This is a genomic window from bacterium, assembly GCA_021372535.1.
Taxonomy (GTDB): domain Bacteria; phylum Latescibacterota; class Latescibacteria; order Latescibacterales; family Latescibacteraceae; genus JAFGMP01.
Genome location: JAJFUH010000197.1, coordinates 1 through 21,196, shown reverse-complemented (window position 1 = coordinate 21,196; position 21,196 = coordinate 1). Strand labels below are relative to the sequence as shown.

19 protein-coding genes are annotated in these 21,196 nt (G+C 50.5%); 16 read left to right on the top strand and 3 right to left on the bottom strand.

Annotation, left to right across the window (positions count from 1 at the left end; translation table 11 throughout):
• The coding region (locus tag LLG96_17160; GenBank protein MCE5251935.1) for a DUF362 domain-containing protein at positions 1-927 on the top strand (927 nt) is incomplete at its 5' end.
• Positions 928-1,215: 288 nt separating this feature from the next.
• Here the strand turns inward: LLG96_17160 and LLG96_17155 are convergent.
• The 3 genes from LLG96_17155 to LLG96_17145 form a co-directional block, all read right to left on the bottom strand.
• On the bottom strand, positions 1,216-2,178 hold the full coding sequence (locus LLG96_17155; protein MCE5251934.1) for an aldo/keto reductase: 963 nt from the start codon (positions 2,176-2,178) through the stop codon (positions 1,216-1,218).
• 154 nt (positions 2,179-2,332) lie between these two features.
• Complete coding sequence (locus LLG96_17150) at positions 2,333-3,409, bottom strand: aldose 1-epimerase family protein (GenBank protein MCE5251933.1); 1,077 nt, start codon at positions 3,407-3,409, stop codon at positions 2,333-2,335.
• Positions 3,402-4,175 carry a UDP-2,3-diacylglucosamine diphosphatase gene (locus LLG96_17145; GenBank protein MCE5251932.1) on the bottom strand — a complete coding sequence of 258 codons (774 nt, stop codon included), beginning with the start codon at positions 4,173-4,175 and terminating at the stop codon, positions 3,402-3,404. The genes LLG96_17150 and LLG96_17145 overlap by 8 nt, the downstream gene beginning before the upstream one ends.
• Before the next feature lie 310 nt (positions 4,176-4,485).
• Between LLG96_17145 and LLG96_17140 the strand changes: the two genes are divergently transcribed.
• From LLG96_17140 to purD, 15 genes are all read left to right on the top strand, one after another.
• Positions 4,486-6,435 carry an SMP-30/gluconolactonase/LRE family protein gene (locus tag LLG96_17140; GenBank protein ID MCE5251931.1) on the top strand — a complete coding sequence of 650 codons (1,950 nt, stop codon included), beginning with the start codon at positions 4,486-4,488 and terminating at the stop codon, positions 6,433-6,435.
• Positions 6,436-6,949: 514 nt separating this feature from the next.
• Complete coding sequence (gene lepA / locus LLG96_17135) at positions 6,950-8,758, top strand: translation elongation factor 4 (protein MCE5251930.1); 1,809 nt, start codon at positions 6,950-6,952, stop codon at positions 8,756-8,758.
• A gap of 219 nt (positions 8,759-8,977) precedes the next feature.
• Positions 8,978-9,646, top strand: a complete 669-nt coding sequence (gene lepB, locus LLG96_17130) for a signal peptidase I (protein ID MCE5251929.1) — start codon at positions 8,978-8,980, stop codon at positions 9,644-9,646.
• A 22-nt stretch (positions 9,647-9,668) separates the two neighbouring features.
• On the top strand, positions 9,669-10,328 hold the full coding sequence (lepB, locus tag LLG96_17125) for a signal peptidase I (protein ID MCE5251928.1): 660 nt from the start codon (positions 9,669-9,671) through the stop codon (positions 10,326-10,328).
• Between the two features lie 133 nt (positions 10,329-10,461).
• The gene (gene hemW, locus LLG96_17120) at positions 10,462-11,592 is read left to right on the top strand and encodes a radical SAM family heme chaperone HemW (protein ID MCE5251927.1); all 1,131 of its coding nucleotides are present in this window, start codon (positions 10,462-10,464) and stop codon (positions 11,590-11,592) included.
• Between the two features lie 504 nt (positions 11,593-12,096).
• Entirely contained in the window at positions 12,097-12,465 is a 369-nt protein-coding gene (gene raiA, locus LLG96_17115) for a ribosome-associated translation inhibitor RaiA (protein MCE5251926.1), read from the top strand.
• 12 nt (positions 12,466-12,477) lie between these two features.
• Positions 12,478-13,437, top strand: a complete 960-nt coding sequence (gene hprK / locus LLG96_17110) for an HPr(Ser) kinase/phosphatase (protein ID MCE5251925.1) — start codon at positions 12,478-12,480, stop codon at positions 13,435-13,437.
• 4 nt (positions 13,438-13,441) lie between these two features.
• A complete protein-coding gene (locus tag LLG96_17105) occupies positions 13,442-13,801 on the top strand; it encodes a hypothetical protein (GenBank protein MCE5251924.1) in 360 nt (119 codons plus the stop codon).
• A 53-nt stretch (positions 13,802-13,854) separates the two neighbouring features.
• Complete coding sequence (locus LLG96_17100; protein ID MCE5251923.1) at positions 13,855-14,328, top strand: PTS sugar transporter subunit IIB; 474 nt, start codon at positions 13,855-13,857, stop codon at positions 14,326-14,328.
• 15 nt (positions 14,329-14,343) lie between these two features.
• Positions 14,344-15,261: an MlaD family protein gene (locus LLG96_17095; protein MCE5251922.1), complete on the top strand. Its 918-nt coding sequence runs from the start codon at positions 14,344-14,346 to the stop codon at positions 15,259-15,261.
• Positions 15,261-16,703: an adenylosuccinate lyase gene (gene purB, locus LLG96_17090; GenBank protein ID MCE5251921.1), complete on the top strand. Its 1,443-nt coding sequence runs from the start codon at positions 15,261-15,263 to the stop codon at positions 16,701-16,703. Before LLG96_17095 ends, purB begins: the two co-directional genes overlap by 1 nt.
• 109 nt (positions 16,704-16,812) lie before the next feature.
• The gene (locus tag LLG96_17085) at positions 16,813-18,141 is read left to right on the top strand and encodes a glycerate kinase (protein MCE5251920.1); all 1,329 of its coding nucleotides are present in this window, start codon (positions 16,813-16,815) and stop codon (positions 18,139-18,141) included.
• Between the two features lie 3 nt (positions 18,142-18,144).
• Positions 18,145-19,119: a hypothetical protein gene (locus LLG96_17080; protein ID MCE5251919.1), complete on the top strand. Its 975-nt coding sequence runs from the start codon at positions 18,145-18,147 to the stop codon at positions 19,117-19,119.
• A gap of 52 nt (positions 19,120-19,171) precedes the next feature.
• The gene (era, locus tag LLG96_17075) at positions 19,172-20,095 is read left to right on the top strand and encodes a GTPase Era (protein MCE5251918.1); all 924 of its coding nucleotides are present in this window, start codon (positions 19,172-19,174) and stop codon (positions 20,093-20,095) included.
• A gap of 14 nt (positions 20,096-20,109) precedes the next feature.
• Positions 20,110-21,196, top strand: a 1,087-nt coding sequence (purD, locus tag LLG96_17070) for a phosphoribosylamine--glycine ligase (protein MCE5251917.1), incomplete at its 3' end; no start/stop codon positions are given.

Sequence of the window (21,196 nt, the reverse complement as noted above, 5' to 3'; positions counted from 1 at the left end):
AGGGAAATGAACAACACCAACATTGTCGTCGGTGCAAACGGCGCCGCCAGTCACCAGGATTTCGTGCAGTCAGGAATATGCGAACTCCTCGATGCCCGCGATGTGTGCTTCACCGAGGGGAAATATGATTCATGGAAGGATTACGAGTCCTCGGAAATTTCATGGGTGGATAATCCCGAAGGCGTTGTCATGGTGAAGATTCCTCTGTTCCGGCTTGTGACCGAGAAGGATACGACGTTCATAAACATGGCAAAGGATCGTATTCACCAACTCGGTTTCACGACGCTTACCCTGAAGAATCTCCAGGGGATCATGCCGGTCGGCTACATGCACATCTGCCGTCCATGGAAAGACCTCAGCGATGGGATAAAACTCCAGCCTCACAAAAAAGTGTTCAATCCTGACTACCAGCGGCAGGTAGAAAGCCTGTACGTAAAACATGCCGGAATGGGCTACAAATACTGGGACGAGGGCGGGTTCTCGAAGGCGTATTTTGACGCCGGCGGCTGGGATGCATTCAAAAAGGGGGAATTCGATCCCGATTACAAGGTGTTCTGGGGAGAGCAGTGGGGTCAGCGGATGATGGATATTGCCTCGAATGTCCACCCGTATGTGAGCCTTGTCGAAGGAATTGTCGGTGTGGATGGCGCCGGAGAGCTTCATCTAAACAATTTCATCACCATTTCACGGTCGATGGTCGAGTGCGATTCGGTTGCCGCATGGCTTATGGGTCAAGACCCGCGCGAGCTGCCGTTCCTGCGGATCGCCAATGAGCGCGGCATGGGGCAGAACGACATCGAACGTATCGCCCTCTATGAAATAGATGGAGACGATGTCAGAAAAATCAACGATTACCGTACTCTCGAACGAGCTCATATGGGGGTTCACGTATACAGCGTCAAGGACGCGCCGCTCCGGTTTTTCTGACCTGACCGGTGTGTCGATAAAAAAATTAATAGATCGCGGGTTTACGCGGATTTTATTTCCTGCTATCCAGTAAGATTGACCCCCCTCGGCTTCTCTGCATCTCCCTTATAAAAGAAAGGGGGATGAAAGTGCCACCCAAGTCGTTCCCCCTTAAAAAAGGTGGGATGCCGCAGGCAGGGGAGATCAGATACTATCGGAAGCGAGATTGCTAATAATAGTGTAAATAATATGTTATCTAAATTTGTGTCTTTGTGTCTTAGTGGTTAATTATTTCATGAACAATCTCTCCTAAATCACCCTGATCGCGAACTGGGGACATGCCGCCGCGCAGTACCCGCAGAGAATGCAGAGGTCGGGGTCTGCTTTGGCGCTCTTTTCACCGATAGACATTGCCCCCTGTGCGCAGGCATCGACGCATTTTCCGCACTTCTTGCAGAGAAAATCATAGACATGGAGATGTTTTTTACGTGCGCGGTCTCGCCCCATGGCATACGCCCGTTCGACAGCTTCGGGATCGCGCTCGAACACTCCGGCCATGATTTCAACTTCCTCCGGCGTTTTCAGACCCACCGCGATCGAATGGAACAGGTTAAGGTCCTGGAGATATCCGATCGCCCCGGGAATATCAGCGATCAGATGCCCGCCGCCGAGCGGTTTCATGTCATAAATCCCGCGGCCCGTTGCATGAACCTTCCTGATTGCATCGAGCATATCTTCACTCGTTCCGCCTAAAATTCCGAGGCCTTTCTGGTTCAAAATCGGCATCGCTATCTCGATTTCATCGTAATCGAGCGCGCAGAGCATTCCCTCAGGCCCGTGCGCCGTAAGGCCGACCGCGCGGATCAAACCCGCCTCACGGCATCTTACGAGGGCGTCGAGCGCGCCCTCCTTCTCGCGCATATGTTCCTTCGATCTGACCAGGTGAAGATGAAATATATCGATTACCTCGCGCCCCAGTTCGCGGAGACATGCCTCAACATCCTCGCGCATTTCTTTTCTTCCGGCGACCGGCGACTTCGATGCGATGACGACATCATCGAAACCTTCGACACCAAGCCGGGTATGTGCATAGGTCTTATACCCTTTTGCCGTGTCGATGAAGTTGACTCCCATTTCGAACGCGCGGCGGACTGCCAGCGCTCCCGTCTCCGGTTCGAGGTTTGCCTGAAGCGTACCTAAAACGAGGGTACCGAAACACAGCTCGCTGACCTCAATGCCCGTGCTGCCCAATTCCATTCTTTTCAAATTCATTTTATCTGTTCCTTACAGCATAAAATTGGTGATGTTTCGATTAATTACCTGGGTGCTGTTTTTTTGTCCCGGGTTTATCTGAAAATATTTAACCACAAAGGAAAAAATCCGTGTATATCCGCTCAATCCGCGAAAATCCGTGTTCTATTAAATTTTATGAACAGGCCGGATTGAGAATTGTTTCCGTAAACGATTTGATTGAATCGTTCCCGTCGAGAACACCGATCTCGAGCGTGAACGAACGCCGTGCGCCCGGTTTGATGAATTCGAGCGAACCGTCTTTCCGCATCTGGGCGCGGTTCCCGGTGATGTTTCCCGGCTCGATACCGACCACATATTCTCCTTTTCCCATCATTTTCCACTGAACGAAGTGTGGAAAATCCTCCTTGAGAAAGGAGAGATAGACTCCCCGCGCACGGGATTCGTTGACGAGCGCAAGGTTTATCCTTCCTTGTGCGTCGGCAGTCAGATTGTGGAAATACACCCGCTCCCTGTATGCATCCTGAGGCGGAAGAAATGTGCTCCACTGATCTATCTCGCGCCGTGCTTCGTCATCGGCGGGTCTGACTCCCGCGGTAGGGGAGACGAGGCGTGAATGCTCGGATAATACCGGCCAGCCGATGTTGACATGGTAGAGCATCATGAGGGGGCTTTCGGAGAACCCGGTGTTTTCCACAACATCCTCGATGATAAGGCTCGACGATCCGAGTGACGTCCTGATCGTGCGTGACAAAACGAGCTTGTGGCCGAAAACCTTTGTTTCGCGTACAATGCCGGAAACAGTGAGATGATAATCGTCCTTTTCCCATGTTTTGTGGATGTTCACGTCCTCGGCGGGAATATTCGATACACGCCCGTGGAGCCCGAGCTGTTCGCCGTCATCCTCACACGGGTGTGATGAATAGGTCATGCCGCATGTGGTGAGAAGCCCGCCGAAAAAGCCTCTGAGCCAGCCGTACCCTTCCGGTTCGTAAAAAGCGGGCGATACCTCGCCGGTGGCGGATTTCCATGCTATGGGCTCGCTTTTGAACGATGCTGCCGAGATATCGAGTCCCCTCGAAGGGAGAACGCTGAATGCAAGACCCGAGCCGGTAGTGACATCGATGATCTCGACACCGGTGCTTTTGCCGTCCGTGTAGACTTTTTTCCGGGCGTCGCATATCTGTGAGATATCGCCGACACGTTCGAGGATATCCTTCTTTTTCAGGGACAAATGAAACAGTTCAGCCATGGGTATTCTCCGTGTTGATGTTCCAGGTATTGAGCGTGAACTCCCCGTTTTCGAGAAAAACGTACGTATTATGAGTAATCCAGTCGCCGAGGAGAACGAGTGTGCCGTTTCCGCGCCGTTCGACGAGCGGGACATGACAGTGACCGTATACGACGGCGTCATAGCCCTCTTTGAGGCGTCTGTCGGCGATTTCGCGGAAAAGGCCCGCATAGAGCTCGTCCCTGCCCGGGGGTGGAGCAAGGTAGTTGCGCGAAGTTTTCGAGAACAGGTGGGCGATGTTATATGCCAGATCGGGGTGGAGGAGACCGTAGAGGAAAATCGCGGCCCTGTTGCGGAGGATTTTTTTCAGAAAGCGGTATCCGTGGTCATCGGGATAGAGCCCGTCCCCGTGATGAATGAAAAGCCGGTGCCCCTGATGCTCGACTGAAGCCTCGTCCGATACGATGGTTACTCCGACACTTTTCTCCATATATGTACCGAGCCAGTAGTCATGATTACCCGCAAAGAGGGTCACGATAACACCTGACCGCACAAGATTGTAGAGCTCGAATACTACCCTCGGCGCCGTATTCGGGACGACATGCCGGTATTCGAACCAGAAATCGAACAGGTCCCCGACTATGTAAAGGTGGGAAACCTTGCCGTTCAGCCAGCGAAGAAACGAAGCCAGTGTTTCGGCTCGTCCGGGGCTGTCCTCGGAAATACCGAGGTGCGCATCCGCGATGAAAGCGATCCTGTCGGGCAGGTGTGTGTGATTGTTATTCATAAGGTTAATATACGGCGGATGTGCGGGTGATTCAAGGTGTTTTCTGAGCGCTGAAGCGTATGGTTCTCAGACTTCTCTCCTCTAATTCATGTTTCAGTTCTCTTTTTAATAATTACACCTGAATGCATTGTAATATTTTGATACTTTCCTTTGGGCGTGCAAAGGAAGTATCATATAAAAGATGTGCGGAAATAGTGGGATATCGCCAATTTTATTACAATATCACTTGCAAAAAAAAACAAAATGTGCGATATATACGTACTATTATGTATGTATCCTGTAACCGTTAACTGTGTATAAGGAGGAGGAAATGGCAACCTCAAGAAATGCTGGAAGTTATGTGAAATTAGTGCTGACCGCTGCTTTAATAGTCTCTCTCGTATTTGCCCTGGGCTGTTCCAAGCAGCCGGCGTGGAAGGCTGTTAATGACCAGGTCATGAAACAACACAATCTTACGTTTACTCCGCGGCCTGATGTTCCGGACACAAAAATTGTTTCGAATCTTGAGCCCGGTGTGGTTACAAAACTCGATGCGCTTCCGGTAGTTGAAATTGCTCCGGGCGCAAAAGCCAAGATGTATTGGGGTAAAAATGTTCTCATCAACTGGATGACGCTCGATCCCGGTGCAGAAATTCCGAAGGAAACCCTTGCCGGCGAGCGCGTCATGATGGTCTGCAAAGGCTCGGTCGAACAGCTGGTTGGCGGCGCCAATGTTACCATGATCGCAATCGAACGGACACCGATAAACGGTACGAATGGTATCGAGCCCCGGATGGATTTCGTTTACCTTAAAAAAGGCGCTGAAAACGCTGTCAAGGCAGGAGCTGACGGCGCTGAAATTCTCGAAGTCTATTGGCCGATCCGCCTCGATTATCTGCAAAAAGCAGGCGCTCAGAATATTCCCGCAAGCCTTCCTGCCGAGAACTATTCTATTCCTCCTTCCGTGCAACCTGATAAAGTATATGATTACTATGATATTCAGTTCACAGAGCTTGTCAAAGGCGCAAATTCCCGACTCATCAACACGGGTGGCGCCCAGCTGAGCTTCCTGAGAATGGATCCCGGCTCGTTCTTCCCGCAGCACAACCATCCCGAAGAACAGGTTATGATCGTTCTTCGCGGCGCTATCGATGAAATTATCCTCGATGGTGTGAAACGTATGGAGAAGGGCGATGTCCTGCTGCTTCCCGCGGGTATGGTTCATGGCGGAACGAACAGCGAATTAGGCTGCGATGTTCTCGATGTTTTCTGGCCTGTCCGTAAAGATTACACCGACAACATGAAAAAACGGTATGATGCTTACCGTTCCATCGTTCCTGAAGACGCCAAGGTCGAGCTTGTCATCGATGGCGCCACAACGAAGCCCGGATTGACCTTCACCGAAGGCCCCAAGTGGATGAACGGAAAGCTGTATGTGTCGAGCATGTTTTTTGCGACCGACTGGTCCGGCGATCCCAAGAAGAGCGCACTCGTCGAGATGGATCCCGATGGAACATACCGGTATATTACATCCGGCAAGATGCAGACGAACGGAACCATGCCGTTTGGAAACGGTAATCTCGCCGTATGCGACATGTTCGGTCATCGTGTGATCGAAATGAACACCAAGGGACAGGTTCTGAGAACTCTGGCGAGCATGTATAACGGCAAACGTCTCGACGGTCCGAACGACATCGTCGCCGATGCAAAAGGCGGGCTCTATTTCACCGATCCGCAGTTTATCCCCGATGAGCGCGTTCAGCCCGGCCGCTGTGTCTATTACCGCAAGCCGAACGGAGAACTCATCAGGGTTATCGAACCGAACGAATTCGCCATGCCGAACGGTGTTGTTCTGAGCCCGGATGGCAAGATCCTCTATGTCAACAATACCTATGACAACGAAACATGGTGGAATGTCGACAGCGACAAGGATAACTGGCTCTGGGCCTATGATGTCAATGAGGACGGTACCCTTGCCAACGGCCGCAAGTTTGCGGAACTGGCTCTTACTCCCGATGTCCTCGACAGAAAGGGACGGTCCACGAGCGCGGACGGTATGACTATCGATGAAGCCGGTCATGTATACGTTGCCACGCAGATCGGTATCCAGATTGTCTGCCCGCAGACAGCTCAGGTGATCGGGATAATCAATTTCCCGATCATGCCGGTGAGCTGCTGTTTCGGCGGGGATGATATGCAGACCCTGTATGCTGCATGCTACAACAAAATCTACAAGATCCATACGAATATGAAAGGTTTGCAATATCCGCCGAAGATGTAAAAACGGACAATAATGATGTACATAAAAAAGCCGGCCTTCCATTAAAGGTCGGCTTTTTTTGTGTGTCGCACGTCTTATAATAAACAGCATCGAAACTCGAGCATTGCCAGTGTGTAATAACTGGCGACTCCTTAAATCCATACTGATTGTGTTGTAACACATTGATTATAAATAGAATATAGAACTACGAAACTGGTAAGTTTTAGCCACGTTGAAAAGCCCCTCGGTCACAACCGTTTTTCGGAAAAAGAACGGGTGCTGTTCGAACGAGCCGAAGGCTCGTGAGTTCACACATTCCTGAAAAAAGAGCAGTGAACGGGGAAAACGGCTTTTCACGGGCGCTTTTTCCTTTAGATGCTTTCCTTTGGGCGCGCAAAGGAAAGTATCTTATTAAAAGTATTGCATTAAATGTGTTTATGAAAAAATGGCGGGTTGCCACTGTGTAATAGAAATTGACTTTCATGATTAATTTCTTTATTTTATTTAGCTAAAGTAAAACTTATCAGGTAAGAGTATGTCCATAAAAACCACGAATATACGAAATTTCTGCATCATCGCTCACATTGATCACGGGAAGTCCACGCTTGCCGACCGTCTTATCGAACAGTGCCATACCATATCGTCAAAAGACATGAAGGAACAGGTGCTCGATGACATGGACCTCGAGCGCGAGCGCGGGATCACCATCAGAAGCCATGCCATCAGGATGGAGTATATATATGCAAAAAACGGCGAGAAGTATATTCTCAATCTGATCGATACTCCCGGGCACGTTGATTTTTCGTATGAGGTTTCGCGCAGTCTTGCCGCCTGCGAAGGAGCGCTTTTGCTCGTCGATGCAAGCCAGGGAATCGAGGCGCAGACCATATCGAACTTCTGGCTTGCCATGGATTCCGATCTCACCATAATTCCCGTCGCAAATAAAGTCGATCTCCCCCAGGCTGAAATAGATTCCACAATCGCCCAGATAATGGAATTGATGGAAATAGAAGATGGCAGTATCCACCGGTGCTCCGCAAAGACCGGCGCCGGTGTCGATGAACTCCTCGATGCCATCATCGAAAAGATTCCCCCGCCGTCCGGCGATTCGGATGCCCCGCTCAGGGCGCTCATTTTCAACTCGGATTACGATATATACCGCGGCGCTGTGGCGTCCATCCGTATTTTTGACGGGACGCTCCGGAAAGGCGACAGGGTTTACATGTTCGGCACCGGGAGCGAATGGGAAGTCCTCGAGATTGGAATATTGCAGCATGGAAGAATCCCTGTCGAGGAGCTTCGGACCGGCGAGGCAGGATACCTCATATGCGGCATCAAAAATGTCCATGAAATAAAGGTCGGCGATACCGTCACCCATGCCGGGAGACGGGCGGATCAGCCGCTTCCGGGATACAAGGAGCCCAAGCCGATGGTGTTCAGCGGTATGTACCCGGAAAATCCCGACCATTACAACGATCTCAAGGATGCCCTCGAGCGTCTCTGTCTTAATGACTCCGCAATAACCTATGAACCCGACACTTCGGTATCGCTCGGATTCGGTTTCCGGTGCGGTTTCCTCGGCATGCTCCATATGGAAATTGTTCAGGAGCGCCTGGACAGGCAATACGGCCTCGATATCATCAATACGCTGCCATCGGTTGTTTATCATATTATCTACACGGACGGCGAATCTGAGTTCATCAACAATCCCGCGCGATTTCCCGATGTCGCGAGGATCAGGACAATCGAAGAGCCCATACTGAGAACGCAGATCGTGACTCCGAACGAATATATCGGCACAATCATGAAGCTCACACAGGAGCGGCGCGGTATCCATGTACGGACTGAGTATCTTGATCCGACACGGGTGAATATGGTGTATGAGCTTCCGCTCGCTGAAATTGTATATGAATTTTATGACCGCATGAAAAGCGTCACACGGGGGTATGCTTCCTTTGATTATGAGTTCCATGAGTACAGGGAAGGCGATGTGGTCAGGCTCGATATTCTCATAAACGGCGAGCCGGTCGATGCTCTTTCGACGATTATTCACCGGAGCAAGGCCGAACCGGTGGGTCGCGAGCTGGCCTCAAAGCTCAAGGAGCTGATACCCCGGCAGATGTTTCAGGTGGCTATTCAGGCGGCGATCGGGTCGCGGATAATTGCGCGAACGAGCATCAAACCGCTCAGGAAAAATGTAACGGCAAAATGTTATGGCGGGGATATAACGAGAAAGAGGAAACTCCTGGAAAAACAAAAGGAAGGCAAAAAGCGCATGAAAAGCGTTGGCCGGGTGAGAATCCCCCAGGAAGCGTTTCTCGCCGTGCTTAAAACGGAAAATTAAAAAAAGTGTGGTGAATAAACACTGTTTGCGAAGTTATGAACTGTCAAGATTCGGCGCAAAGTATTGTTTTACACGTCTTTAACAGCGAACAGACAACAATATTTCATAAGCGGGCATGTGAAAAAGCGGCTTTTTCATCAACCGCTGAAACTTTTTAATGAATAATTCAGTCAAAAGTCTTGTATAAATGAAAAACACTTCATGTAATGGTGGTATACGGTGAAAGAAAAGGAAAAGGAAAAAAAGAAAGTACAATACAGCGGTTTCACGAAATTCCGTAAGGAATGGATAGAACCCGTTGTCATTGCGTTCGTGCTTGTGTTCATTTTCAAGACATTTTTCTTCCAGAACTTCAAGATTCCATCGGGCTCGATGGAAGATACCCTCCTGGTCGGGGATTATCTTTTTGCATCGAAATTCATTTATGGCACAAGGATTCCCTTTACCGACATACGGTTTCTGAGATTCAAAAAACCCAGACAGAACGATATAATCATATTCAAATCGCCGTCCGAACCTAAAAAAGACCTCATAAAACGCTGCGTAGCTGTCGGCGGGCAGAGTGTTGAAGTACGTGATAAAAAAGTGTATGTCGATAATGTTCTTTTTGAGCTGCCGCCGAAAGGGAAATACATCGATCCGCGTGTGCTGCCCGGAAATTTCACCACCCGTGACAATATGGGGCCTGTCACTGTGCCTGAGGGTTCGCTGTTCATGATGGGTGATAATCGCGACGACTCAAATGATTCACGGTTCTGGGGATTTTTACCCATGGAAAATGTGAAGGGGAAAGCCCTGTTTCTTTACTGGAGCTGGGACCCGGATATTCCTTTCTACAACATCATCAAAAAAGTACGCTGGAACAGACTTATCACAAAAATAAAGTAGTTATCCCTTCACTGGAGGAGATGTGGCCTCTCCAAACATCCGCAAACACCAGAGCGGTTTCGCAAAATTCCGTAAGGACTGGATCGAGCCTATTCTTATAGCGTTTATTCTCGCTGTGATCATAAGAACGTTTATCGTGCAGCCTTTCAAGATACCCTCCAGCTCGATGGAGGATACACTCCTTGTCGGCGACCAGCTCGTTGCCGTCAAATTTCTTTATGGCACCCGGATACCCTTTACCGGTAAACAGTTTTTTAAAATCCGCGATCCGCGCCCCGGAGATGTTATCGTTTTCAAATATCCGGAAGACCCTTCGAAAGACTTTATAAAACGGTGTATGGCGGTCGGTGGACAGACAATCGAAATACGAAATAAAAAGGTATATATTGACGGTGTCGAGCAGAATTTGCCCAGACACGCAAAAATCGTCGATCATACGATATACCCGGCCAGCCTTGGACCCCGCGACAATCTGCAGGGGCAGACGGTTCCTCCCGGAACGGTTTTTGTTATGGGCGATAACCGTGATAATTCCAATGATTCGCGGTACTGGGGAACCGTACCCGTCGAAAACATCAAGGGGAAGGCTGTTCTCCTCTATTGGAGCTGGAACAGGGATGTTCCCCTCTATGACATATTTCATCATATCAGATGGAAACGTTTTTTCAACCTGATCCGATAAATTCCGCCATCAAACAGTGCTCCGGCGAATGAACGGTGACATCGAATGATGTCATGCCGAACATGTTTTGGCATCTATTCCTGAAAGCTATAATAACTTCTGACGCAGTGTAACCTCCGGGTGATCATGTCCGATGGCGTACGGTCTCTACATTCATATTCCCTTCTGCAGGAGTAAATGCCCGTACTGCGGTTTTACCAGCATCGTCGATGCCGGGTCCCTGGTAAAGCCGTATGCGGAGGCTGTTGCTCGCGAGTTGACGATGCGGTGTACGGGAGTATTCGACGGGCTGCCGCGTACGGTATATATCGGCGGAGGAACCCCGTCCATCGTGCCGGTTTCCTGCATCAGGACGATTATGGAGCGTTTTCTGCCGCTTCAGGCCGTGGAATGCACCATTGAAGCCAATCCGGAATCGCTCGACCGTCAATGGCTTGACGGAATCCTTGAGCTTGGTGTGAATCGCATCAGTATCGGGGTACAGTCTTTCGATGATGGTATCCTTGCCGCTCTCGGCCGTATTCACTCGGCGCAGCAGGCCCGTGATGCCGTTCATATGGCCCGTCAGGCAGGCTTCGCGAATATCTCGGTCGATCTTATGTTCGGGGTTCCGGGCCAGACGATGGCGCGGTGGAAAGAAACGCTGAACAGTGCCGTGGAGCTTCAGCCGCACCATATATCCTGTTACAGCCTGAGTCTGGAAGAGGATACTCCGTATTTTAAAAGGATGCGGTCGCGTAAAATCAGAATACCGGGGTCTGCAGCAACAGCGGAAATGTATTGTAAAATGGTTGATCTGTTTGAGCGTCAAGGTTTTAATCGATACGAGATATCGAACTTTTCGCTTCCCGGTTTTGAATGCCTCCACAATCGCGGATACTGGGATTTTTCGCCGTATCTCGGAGTCGGGGCATCCGCGCATTCGTTTGACGGTTCTATGCGGTGGTGGAATATGACGGATCCCGGGACATACTGCGAACGGTGTTTATCCATGGAAGACCCTGGGGCGGGAGCTGAAGAGCTCGACGAAGAAAAACGGATGCTCGAATCGGTGATGCTTGGCCTACGGACACGTGATGGCATATCGCCGGGAGCGGTGATATCCGCATTGCATGACAGGACGCCGATATTCAGGAAAAAAATACATGAGTTCGTTGCGGCGGGATTTCTTGAAGAATCAGGCAGCGACCGTATACGGTTCACAACGAGAGGCGCCCTTGTGTCGGATGAAATAATCGCGGATCTTACGGCGGAAATTACGTGACTGTGTCACCCCGCATCGATAGCAGGAAAAATCTGTTGATTATATTAGCTTTTTTTGTTATTTTTATATGAGTTGAGTTTCAGTTTTGTTACTGTATGTGAATATGCCCCGGTTGCGAAAGGCATAGAGGCAGCAGAGCTCGAGAATACGGTAAACGCTGTAAAGAACCACAGTGCGAATGATGTCTGAAAACCTGCAGAAGAGGTATATATCCCTGACTTTACGAGCCTTTTTTCACCTTTTATGCTATTTACCAAGTCAAAGCACGAAATGCCGTTCCGGGCTGACAGACAGGAGAATTCTTGTACTGTCGCGCCGGGACAGATCTCTGATACAATCCCATATAATCATGCTGACGATACTGATGATTCCCTTGTAGAATTCTTTCGGTGGAAGAATTTTGCTGATTACCTGTTTTTGCTGAAATTGAATATGAGATCGTCGTTATATATCGGGTGTAAAATTTGTTAAAAAACCGCACGGCAAACGGAAGTGGAGATGATTATGGTTAAAACCTATGATTTCGATGTTACTATTACATGCAGACATGAAGAATGCGATCAGAATTTCAAAGATTCCATAACGGACCAGATTCTTAAGCTTTCAAGATTTCATTCCCATATCATAGATAGCGACGTTACCATTGACAAAAAGAATTCATCGATAAAGGTGGAAGTTTCCATCCGTGTGCCCGGCCTGACCATAACGGCGGCGCATGAAGATTTCAACCAGAATAAAGCGTTTGACACCGCTGTTGATAAAGCGAAACGTCAGTTACAGAAACTGAAGAGCAAAGTGGTTGATCACCGGGCGCCCGGTTCGCATGCGCTTCCTCCGGTTGAAGATATAACCGAACCGGATATTACTGAGTAATTGTGGGGTTCTATGGTGAAGACCATTAGTGTTGGTGATTTTTTCGAGCAGAATAAAGACCGCCTCGCGCTTACCCTTATTGCGGGCGAATCGGGTCTTGATAACGTCATCGTTACACCTGAGCTTAACCGCCCGGGTCTGGCTTTGACTGGTTTTATCGATCTTTTTACCTATAACAGGATTCAGCTTATCGGCAATACCGAACTGTTGTATCTCAATACGATACCCCCCGAAAGCCAGCTCGATGCCTTTGAAATCATCTGTCAGTTTGATCTTCCCTGTATATTGTTTACCAACGGACGGAGGCCATTTTCCGAAATCGCCTCCCTTTGTGAGCGCCAAAGGATTCCTCTGCTGCTTTCCGCTCTGTCAACGACACAGTTCGTTCATCTTTTCAGTTACTATATCGAGGATATTTTTGCTCCTTCTGTCGCTCTTCACAGTACCCTGGTCGATGTGTACGGCATGGGACTGCTTTTCACGGGGAGACCCGGAATAGGGAAGAGCGAAGTTGCCCTCGACCTTATCGAACGGGGTCACAGGCTTGTGGCGGATGACATCGTTAATATTGTCAGAAAATCACGCGGAATAATCGTGGGGACCGGAAACGAGCTGACCCGGTCGCTCATTGAAATCCGCGGTGTCGGTATTGTCGATGTTCAGCAGATGTTCGGCATACGGGCAACACGGATTCAGAAAAGGATTGAAGTCGAGGTACAGCTTGTCGACTGGGATGAAACGAAAACGATGAACAGAACGGGGCTTGATGAGAATATCACCACTATTCTCGATATCGATATTCCCAAAGTTGAAATACCGATTTATCCCGGGAAATACATTGCTGTCATCGTTGAATCGATTGCGCTCAATCACCTCCTGAAAATGAGGGGATATAATGCGGCAAAAGAGCTCGCGAACCGTCAGCTCGAAAAAATAAAAGAGAATGAAAAAAAAGAATTGAGCAATGATTAAGGGTTTGATTGTAGGACATCGTGATTTCGGAAAGGCTGTTCTCCATGCCATTGAATCCATTTCTGGTTCAATCGCGGATATTTCCTCGATTTCGAACGATGGCTTATCGACTGATGAGCTGGCTGATCATGTGAGGAAGGCATGTGAACGGAACTGTGACGAGGGTATTGTGGTTTTTGTCGATGTTTACGGCGGATCGTGCTGGCGGGCTGCAAAAATGGCGAAAGCTCAGAATGCCCGTATTGTAACGGGTTTCAATTTACCCATGCTTCTCTCATTCATACATAAACGGAACAGTACCACGCTCGATGAGCTGCCCGTTATGCTGGAAAATGACGGAAAACGTGCAATTCAAAGCGAATAAGTTGCATTGTGAAGTAAAATTTTGTATTATTATGAATAGTATGCGGAGGATTTATGCCCGTCGTTTTGGCCCGTGTTGATGACAGGCTTATTCATGGTCAGGTTACCGAAGGATGGGGAAAAACACTTGCTCCCGAGATGATTCTTGTCGTATCGGATAAAGTTTGCGGTTCGGAATGGGAATGCGAACTCTGTCTTGCATCCCTGCCATACTGCATAACCGGCAGGATTGTCACGGTGGCAGACGCCCCAAAGGTTATCAATGAACTGAATAATGATGCACGATCCTCGTATGTACTTTTCGAGTCTCCGCACGATGCTTACCACGCTGTTAAAAATGGAGCGAAGATTTCGAAGCTCAATGTCGGTGGTATGCATTCATCGAGGGGGAAAAGAGAAGTCATCGATTATATTTTTGTTGACGAGGTCGATGAATTTTATCTCAAGGCGCTGAGGGATGAGGGGGTCGATCTCGATTTCAGGGATCTTCCCGATCATGAAAATGTGGATGTCATGGCTCGACTTTAAACACTGGATACAGGTATGGGATCATCTTATTCTACTAAAATCAAGGTCGGAATCACGACGATCATTGCGCTATTAATGCTTGTTGGCGGTGTTCTCTGGGTCAAGGAATTCAATCCGGCGACTCCCAAACTCCGTTTTTCGGTTGTTTTTACAAACGGTAAAGGCATTTCCGGCGGCGATCCCATTGTAATGTCCGGTATTAAAATCGGGGAAGTAAGCGGTATCGCTCTTTCCAAAGACATGAAGGCTGAAATTCAGCTCTTCATCACTAAACGGGTGGACCTGACCGATGACAGTATTTTCGAGATTAAAGATGTCGGTCTGATGGGTGATAAAATGCTTGTTATTACTCCCGGAACATCGGACAAGCCGCTCGTTCCCGGTAAAGTATACATAGGCACGGATGCCGTGAGCATGACCGAGCTTACCGACTCCGCCAATGACGTGATGCGCAAACTGAGCCTTCTCGAAGACAAGTTTGATAAAGACCTCGATATCGTACAGCTGAGCCGGGCATTTCAGGAGACGCTCGATCGGATGCAGCAGGTTTTCCTCGTTTACGAGGAGGTAGGCCGTGAAAATAAAAAGCCGCTCAATCAGACGATCAATAACCTGAACGATGTATCGAACGATATGCGGACATTCCTCAATAAAAACGATGCAAAACTTACGGAAGCGCTCGACAGTTTTCAAAATACAGCCGTAAAAATTAACAAAACTCTCGATAACTTGAATACGCTGGCGGCAGTGATTGACACGGTTTCGACATACTTCGAATCGGACGAAGGTTCGCTTGCCCGTTTTATAAAGTCCGATGATCTGTACGAAGAACTGCGGCGGACCAACGCCAATATCGACTCGTTCGTGACGGATTTCAAACGCAATCCCGGTAAATACACGAAAGACATGCAATTCAAGGTCAGGTTATTCTGATGGATGCCGACCCACGCGATGTATATGAAAATCCCCTTGTGACCCGCTACGCCTCTTCCGAGATGAAGTACGTTTTTTCCGACAGGATGAAATTCACGACATGGCGACGGCTCTGGTGCGAGCTCGCCCGGGCTCAGAAAGAACTCGGCCTTCCTGTCACCGATACTCAGATCGGGGAAATGGAAGCACATATCGACGATCTGAATTTCGATGCGGCCGGAGAATACGAAAAACGTTTCAGGCATGATGTCATGGCGCATATTCATGCATTCGGCGAGGTGTGTCCCACTGCGAAACCCATTATTCATCTCGGCGCCACTTCCGCGTTTGTCGGCGATAATACCGATCTGATCCAGATGCGTGACGCGCTCGGGATTATACGCGGCGAGCTTGTCAGCGTGATGAGAAATCTTCGTGATTTCGCCCTGCGGTATCGTGATATGCCGACACTCGGTTTCACCCATTTTCAGCCGGCGCAGCTTACGACGGTCGGCAAACGTGCCTGCCTCTGGCTTCAGGATATCGTGCTCGATTATCATGATCTCCTCCATGTCATGTCAACGCTCCGTTTCAGAGGTGTCAAGGGCACGACCGGCACACAGGCTTCGTTTCTGAGCCTCTTCGATGGCGATCACGAGAAGGTCAGAAAACTCGACGAAATGGTGAGCGAAGCGTTCGGCTTCTCCAGGGTTTTCACCATCACTGGCCAGACCTACACGCGGAAAGTGGATGCCCGTATCGCATCGCTTCTGTCGGCGATATGCCAGTCTCTCACCAAAATGTCCAATGACCTGCGGCTTCTTGCACATCTCCGCGAGATCGAAGAGCCCTTCGAATCGTCACAGGTCGGCTCGTCCGCGATGCCCTACAAGCGGAATCCAATGCGTTCCGAGCGTATCGCATCCATTGCCCGTTTTGTCATGTCGCTCGAATCGAGCCCGGCTTTCACCGCGGCGACGCAGTGGTTCGAGCGGACGCTCGATGATTCGGCAAACAAGCGGCTTTCCGTTCCGCAGATGTTTCTCGGAACCGACGCCGTCCTGCGGATTGCGATCAATGTAACCACCGGACTGGTGGTTTATCCTGCTGTCATACGGAAACGAATCATGGAGGAACTCCCGTTTATCGCCACAGAAAATATCCTCATGGAGGCGGTAAAACGCGGCGGAGACCGTCAGGCGCTCCATGAAGAGCTCAGACGGCTTGCCCAGGAAGCCGGAAACCGTATCAAGACAGAGGGCACGAACAATGATCTTCTCTCGCGGATCAGGAATTCCGGCCTGTTTAATCTCGGCGATAACGACCTCGAGGCTCTCATGGAGCCCGGGCTCTATGTTGGAAGAGCTCCGCAGCAGGTGGACGATTTTATTGCGGGCGAGGTCGATCCTGTCCTTGAATCGGAAAAGATGAGCGCCCATATCTCGGTTGACCTGAAGGTTTGAAAAACAGGGGCAGAGGGACAAAGAGACAAAGGGACAGAGTGAGAAAAAGCACGAAAATCCGTAATAGAAATTTCGTCGGTTACCTCGATAGCGCATGCAAAGGCAGTCAGTGGATTTAAAATCGGCGGCCCTCGATATTTTCTCTGAAGCGGTCAGAGCCGCAGACCCGTTCCGCGGAGTACAGAACGCAGTCCGGGTCGAGGACTGCTCAATCGTTGTAGCAGGTGAGCGGTATCCTTCCGACCGTTACACGAAGGTGTATGTCATCGGCGGCGGTAAAGCGTCCGCGCGGATGGGAGAGGCGCTGGAAACAGTGCTCGGCGACCGGATTACCGGCGGCTGGATCAATACCAAGGACGGTCATGGGGTTTCCCTCGACCGTATCACGGTTCATGAGTGCGGACATCCCGTTCCGGACGAACGTGGAATCTACGGTACACGACAGATTCTGGAAATACTCGATAAAGAAGCCGATGAGCATACGCTCGTCATATGCCTGCTTTCCGGCGGCGGTTCGGCGCTCATGCCTGCGCCTGCGGAAGGAATAACGCTCGGCGAAAAACAGGAGGTAACCGGCCTTCTCCTCAGGGCGGGCGCCTCGATCGGCGAATTGAACGCTGTCCGGAAACATCTCTCGCGTCTCAAGGGCGGGGGAATGGCGCGGCTTGCTTTCCCGGCCCGGCTTCATCTTCTGATTCTTTCCGATGTAATCGGCGATCCTCTCGATGTTATCGCTTCAGGCCCCGGCATCGGCGACACAAGCACATTCGGCGACTGTGTCGGCATATGTACCCGTCTGGGGATTATGAACGAACTTCCCGCAAGCGTCCGAACCCGTTTTCTGAACGGTGTTCAGGGGACAATCCCCGAAACGGCGAAAGCGGGCGATCCGCTCCTCGCTCCGGTTGTCAACACACTTATCGGAAATAACCGCATGTCGGTGGAAGCGGCCCGTAAACGCGCCGAATCGCTCGGATTCAACACCCTCGTGCTCACCACGACACTCGCAGGAGAGGCATCATGTGCGGGAACCTTTTACTCGTCGGTGGCGTCTGAGATACATACATCCGGGAATCCTCTGCAGCCGCCCGCCTGCATCATTACGGGCGGAGAGACCACGGTTACGGTCAGGGGCAATGGCAAAGGAGGCCGTAACCAGGAGATGGCGCTCACTGTCGCCCGCTGTCTCGCGGGAATGGATAATTTCGTTTTTCTCAGTGCGGGAACGGATGGAACCGACGGTCCCACCGATGCAGCCGGAGGAATGGTTGACGGCAGCTCGATACGGCGCGGCGATGAAAAGGGACTCGATGTCAATGCATATCTCGAAAACAATGACTCATATAACTATCTCAAGGCTGTCGACGGTCTCGTCATGACCGGGCCGACCGGGACGAATGTAATGGATATTCAAATACTGCTTGCGGGAGAATCCTGATATATGAACAATAAACGGACATTTTTTACAAATGTGGTCGCTGCTCTGCTTGTTTTCGGATGCCTTCAGGCGCGGACAGCCCTCGGTACGGATAATTTCGCCGGGGATTTCCTCACGCTCGGTTCGGGCGCCCGTCTTCTCGGCATGGGGAATGCCGCGGTCGCTTCTGTTTCCGACGCCACTGCATCGTACTACAATCCCGCATCGCTTGTCCTGCTGAACTCGAAAGAGGCCAACCTCATGCACTCCGAGCAGTTCGGCGGTCTCGAGAATTATAACTCAGTCTCAGTCGCGGCGCCGCTTTCCGGGACGGAATATATCGGGGTAACCCTTCTTTATCTCGGCGTCGGGGACATAAAATATACCCGTGTCTGGGACCCGTCAAAAGCACCCGGGGATTCGAACCGTGTCGAAATTGCATCACACGAGGATGCTGCTGACTATGCGCTTTACCTGTCGGCGGCTAAGAAATTCTCCAATAATCTCGGCGTCGGCGCTTCGGTGAAGGTGATCCGGCGATCGGTCGGCCAGGATACAGCGTTCGGCTACGGGATCGACCTCGGTGCAAGGTACGCCCTGAACGAGCACTGGATTTCCGGTATCAACCTGCGGGATATAACCGGCACAACCATAGCGTGGGATGGTCACGCCGATGACCGTATCTCCCCGACTATGGACGCCGGAGTCGTTTACAAGGATGTCCTGCCCTTTTTCGGAGGGAAGTATCTGCTCTCCGCATCGATGCTTTTCTTCGGCGATTCACCGGAGATCAAGGGAATTCAGACCATGCATTTCGGCATGGAATACCTCATCAACGATTATATTGCCTTCAGGGCGGGAGCTTCCGAGAGCAGCGGTACATTCGGGCTCGGATTGCTGAGGCTGCCGCTCATTTCATCATCCTCACTGGATTATGCTTTCCTTTCGCACGAAGACCTGGACAGCACGCACCGCATTTCCATGACTGTTCGTTTCTAACCATTCAGGTATATCATAACAGTTTGCAACCGGCTGAGAACGGATAGGGAATATGACTGTGGACACTGATTCGGCAAATACCAGTAAAGCGCACGTTTGCGGTTTTGTTGCGATTGCCGGACTGCCGAATGCGGGAAAATCGACACTTCTGAATCGTTATATGAAGGAAAAAGTATCGATTGTCTCCAACAAGCCTCAGACTACGAGGGTTAATGTTACATCCATTCTGACAACAAACGACTACCAGATTATATTTGTCGATACGCCGGGAATCCTCAAACCCAGGTATAAAATGCAGGAAGTGATGGCCTCTTTCATCACTCGCGCCGTCGAGGAATCGGATGTGATTCTGGTTATTGCCGATGTGTCCGCTTTTAAAGGACCGTTCCATTCGGAGTTTGAGGAATTTGCAGCAAAAATCGATGCATCTCGTGCTGTTGTCGCCCTCAATAAAATCGACCTCGTAAAAAAAGCCTCGCTCCTCGAAATTATCCACGAAACATCACAACTCTTCCCCGGTTGCGAAATTGTTCCGGTTTCGGCCATTGACGGCGATGGAACGGAGGAACTCCTCTCTGTAATCCTTGCGAAGCTTCCGCAAAGCCCCGCGCTTTATCCCGGTGATGTGATTTCCGATGCGCCCGAACGTTTTTTTGTATCCGAGCTTATCCGTGAAGCGATTTTTCTGACCATGAAGCAGGAGATTCCATACTCGAGCGCTGTGATAATCGACAGTTTTGAAGAAAAAAAGCCGAAAGTGGTCATCCATGCCTCGATTTTGGTTGAAAAAAAATCGCAAAAACCTATTATTATTGGTAAGAATGGTTCTACGATCAAGGACATAGGTTCCAAAGCCCGTCACGGGATAGAATCGTTCCTCGGAAAGGACGTTTTTCTCGATCTTCGTGTCAAGATACGCGAGGACTGGCGTAACAAGGACGCCTTTTTGCGCGAGATCGGACTGATAAAGAAATAAAGAAAGGGGACGCCATGAAAATTCTCGTCGTGGGAAGCGGGGGCCGCGAACATGCGCTCGTCTGGAAGCTTGCTCAGAGCCCTGCCGCTGCTGCGATATATGCAGCTCCCGGAAATCCCGGCATCTCGGAGTACGCCCGATGCGTGAAAATAAAGGCGGACGACCTGTCGGGCATCGGCAAGTTTGCCCTCGGCGAGAAAATCGATCTTGTCGTGGTCGGTCCCGAGATTCCCCTGTGCATGGGTATAACCGATCTTCTCGAAGAGGCGGGCATTGCAGTGTTCGGCCCCTCTTTCGGGGCGGCTCAAATCGAGGGTTCCAAGGCGTTTTCGAAACGGATCATGCGTTCCTGCGGCATCCCGACAGCCGAATTTGGTAGTTTTACCGATTTCGGGAAAGCATCGGCATATGCAGTTTCTCTCGGCGGAGACATGTGGATAAAGGCGAGCGGCCTTGCCGCCGGAAAGGGCGCCGTATATGCTGCAAATCCCGCTGAGGCGCAGAAGATACTAAAGACCATGATGCTCGATGATGCGTTCGGCGAATCCGGTCATACGGTCGTTATCGAGGAAAACATGACGGGCGAGGAAGCTTCCATATTCGCTTTGTGCGATGGATCGACATACAAGCTGCTCGTTTCATCGCAGGACCACAAACGCGTTTTCGACGGCGATACGGGACCGAATACCGGCGGTATGGGTGCGTATGCTCCCGCTCCCCTCGTCTCGAAACCGCTCATGGACAGGATCGAACGCGAGATACTCCAGCCGACTCTCGACGGTATGGCCCGCGAAGGAGTACCCTACAAAGGTCTCCTGTATGCCGGGATCATGGCGACCTCCGACGGCCCGAAAGTGGTTGAGTTCAACTGCCGGTTCGGCGACCCCGAAACCCAGGCGGTTCTGCCGCTCCTCGACGGCGATCTGGCGGAAATACTTCTTGCGTGCGCCAGGGGGAATGTGTCCGGCACGCATGTCGGTGTTTCCGATGGCTTTGCGCTCTGCGTCGTCATTGCATCCGGCGGATACCCGGGTTCCTACGCCAAGGGTATGACAGTCAATGACATAGACGAGGCAGAATGTATAGAGGGCGTAAAAGTGT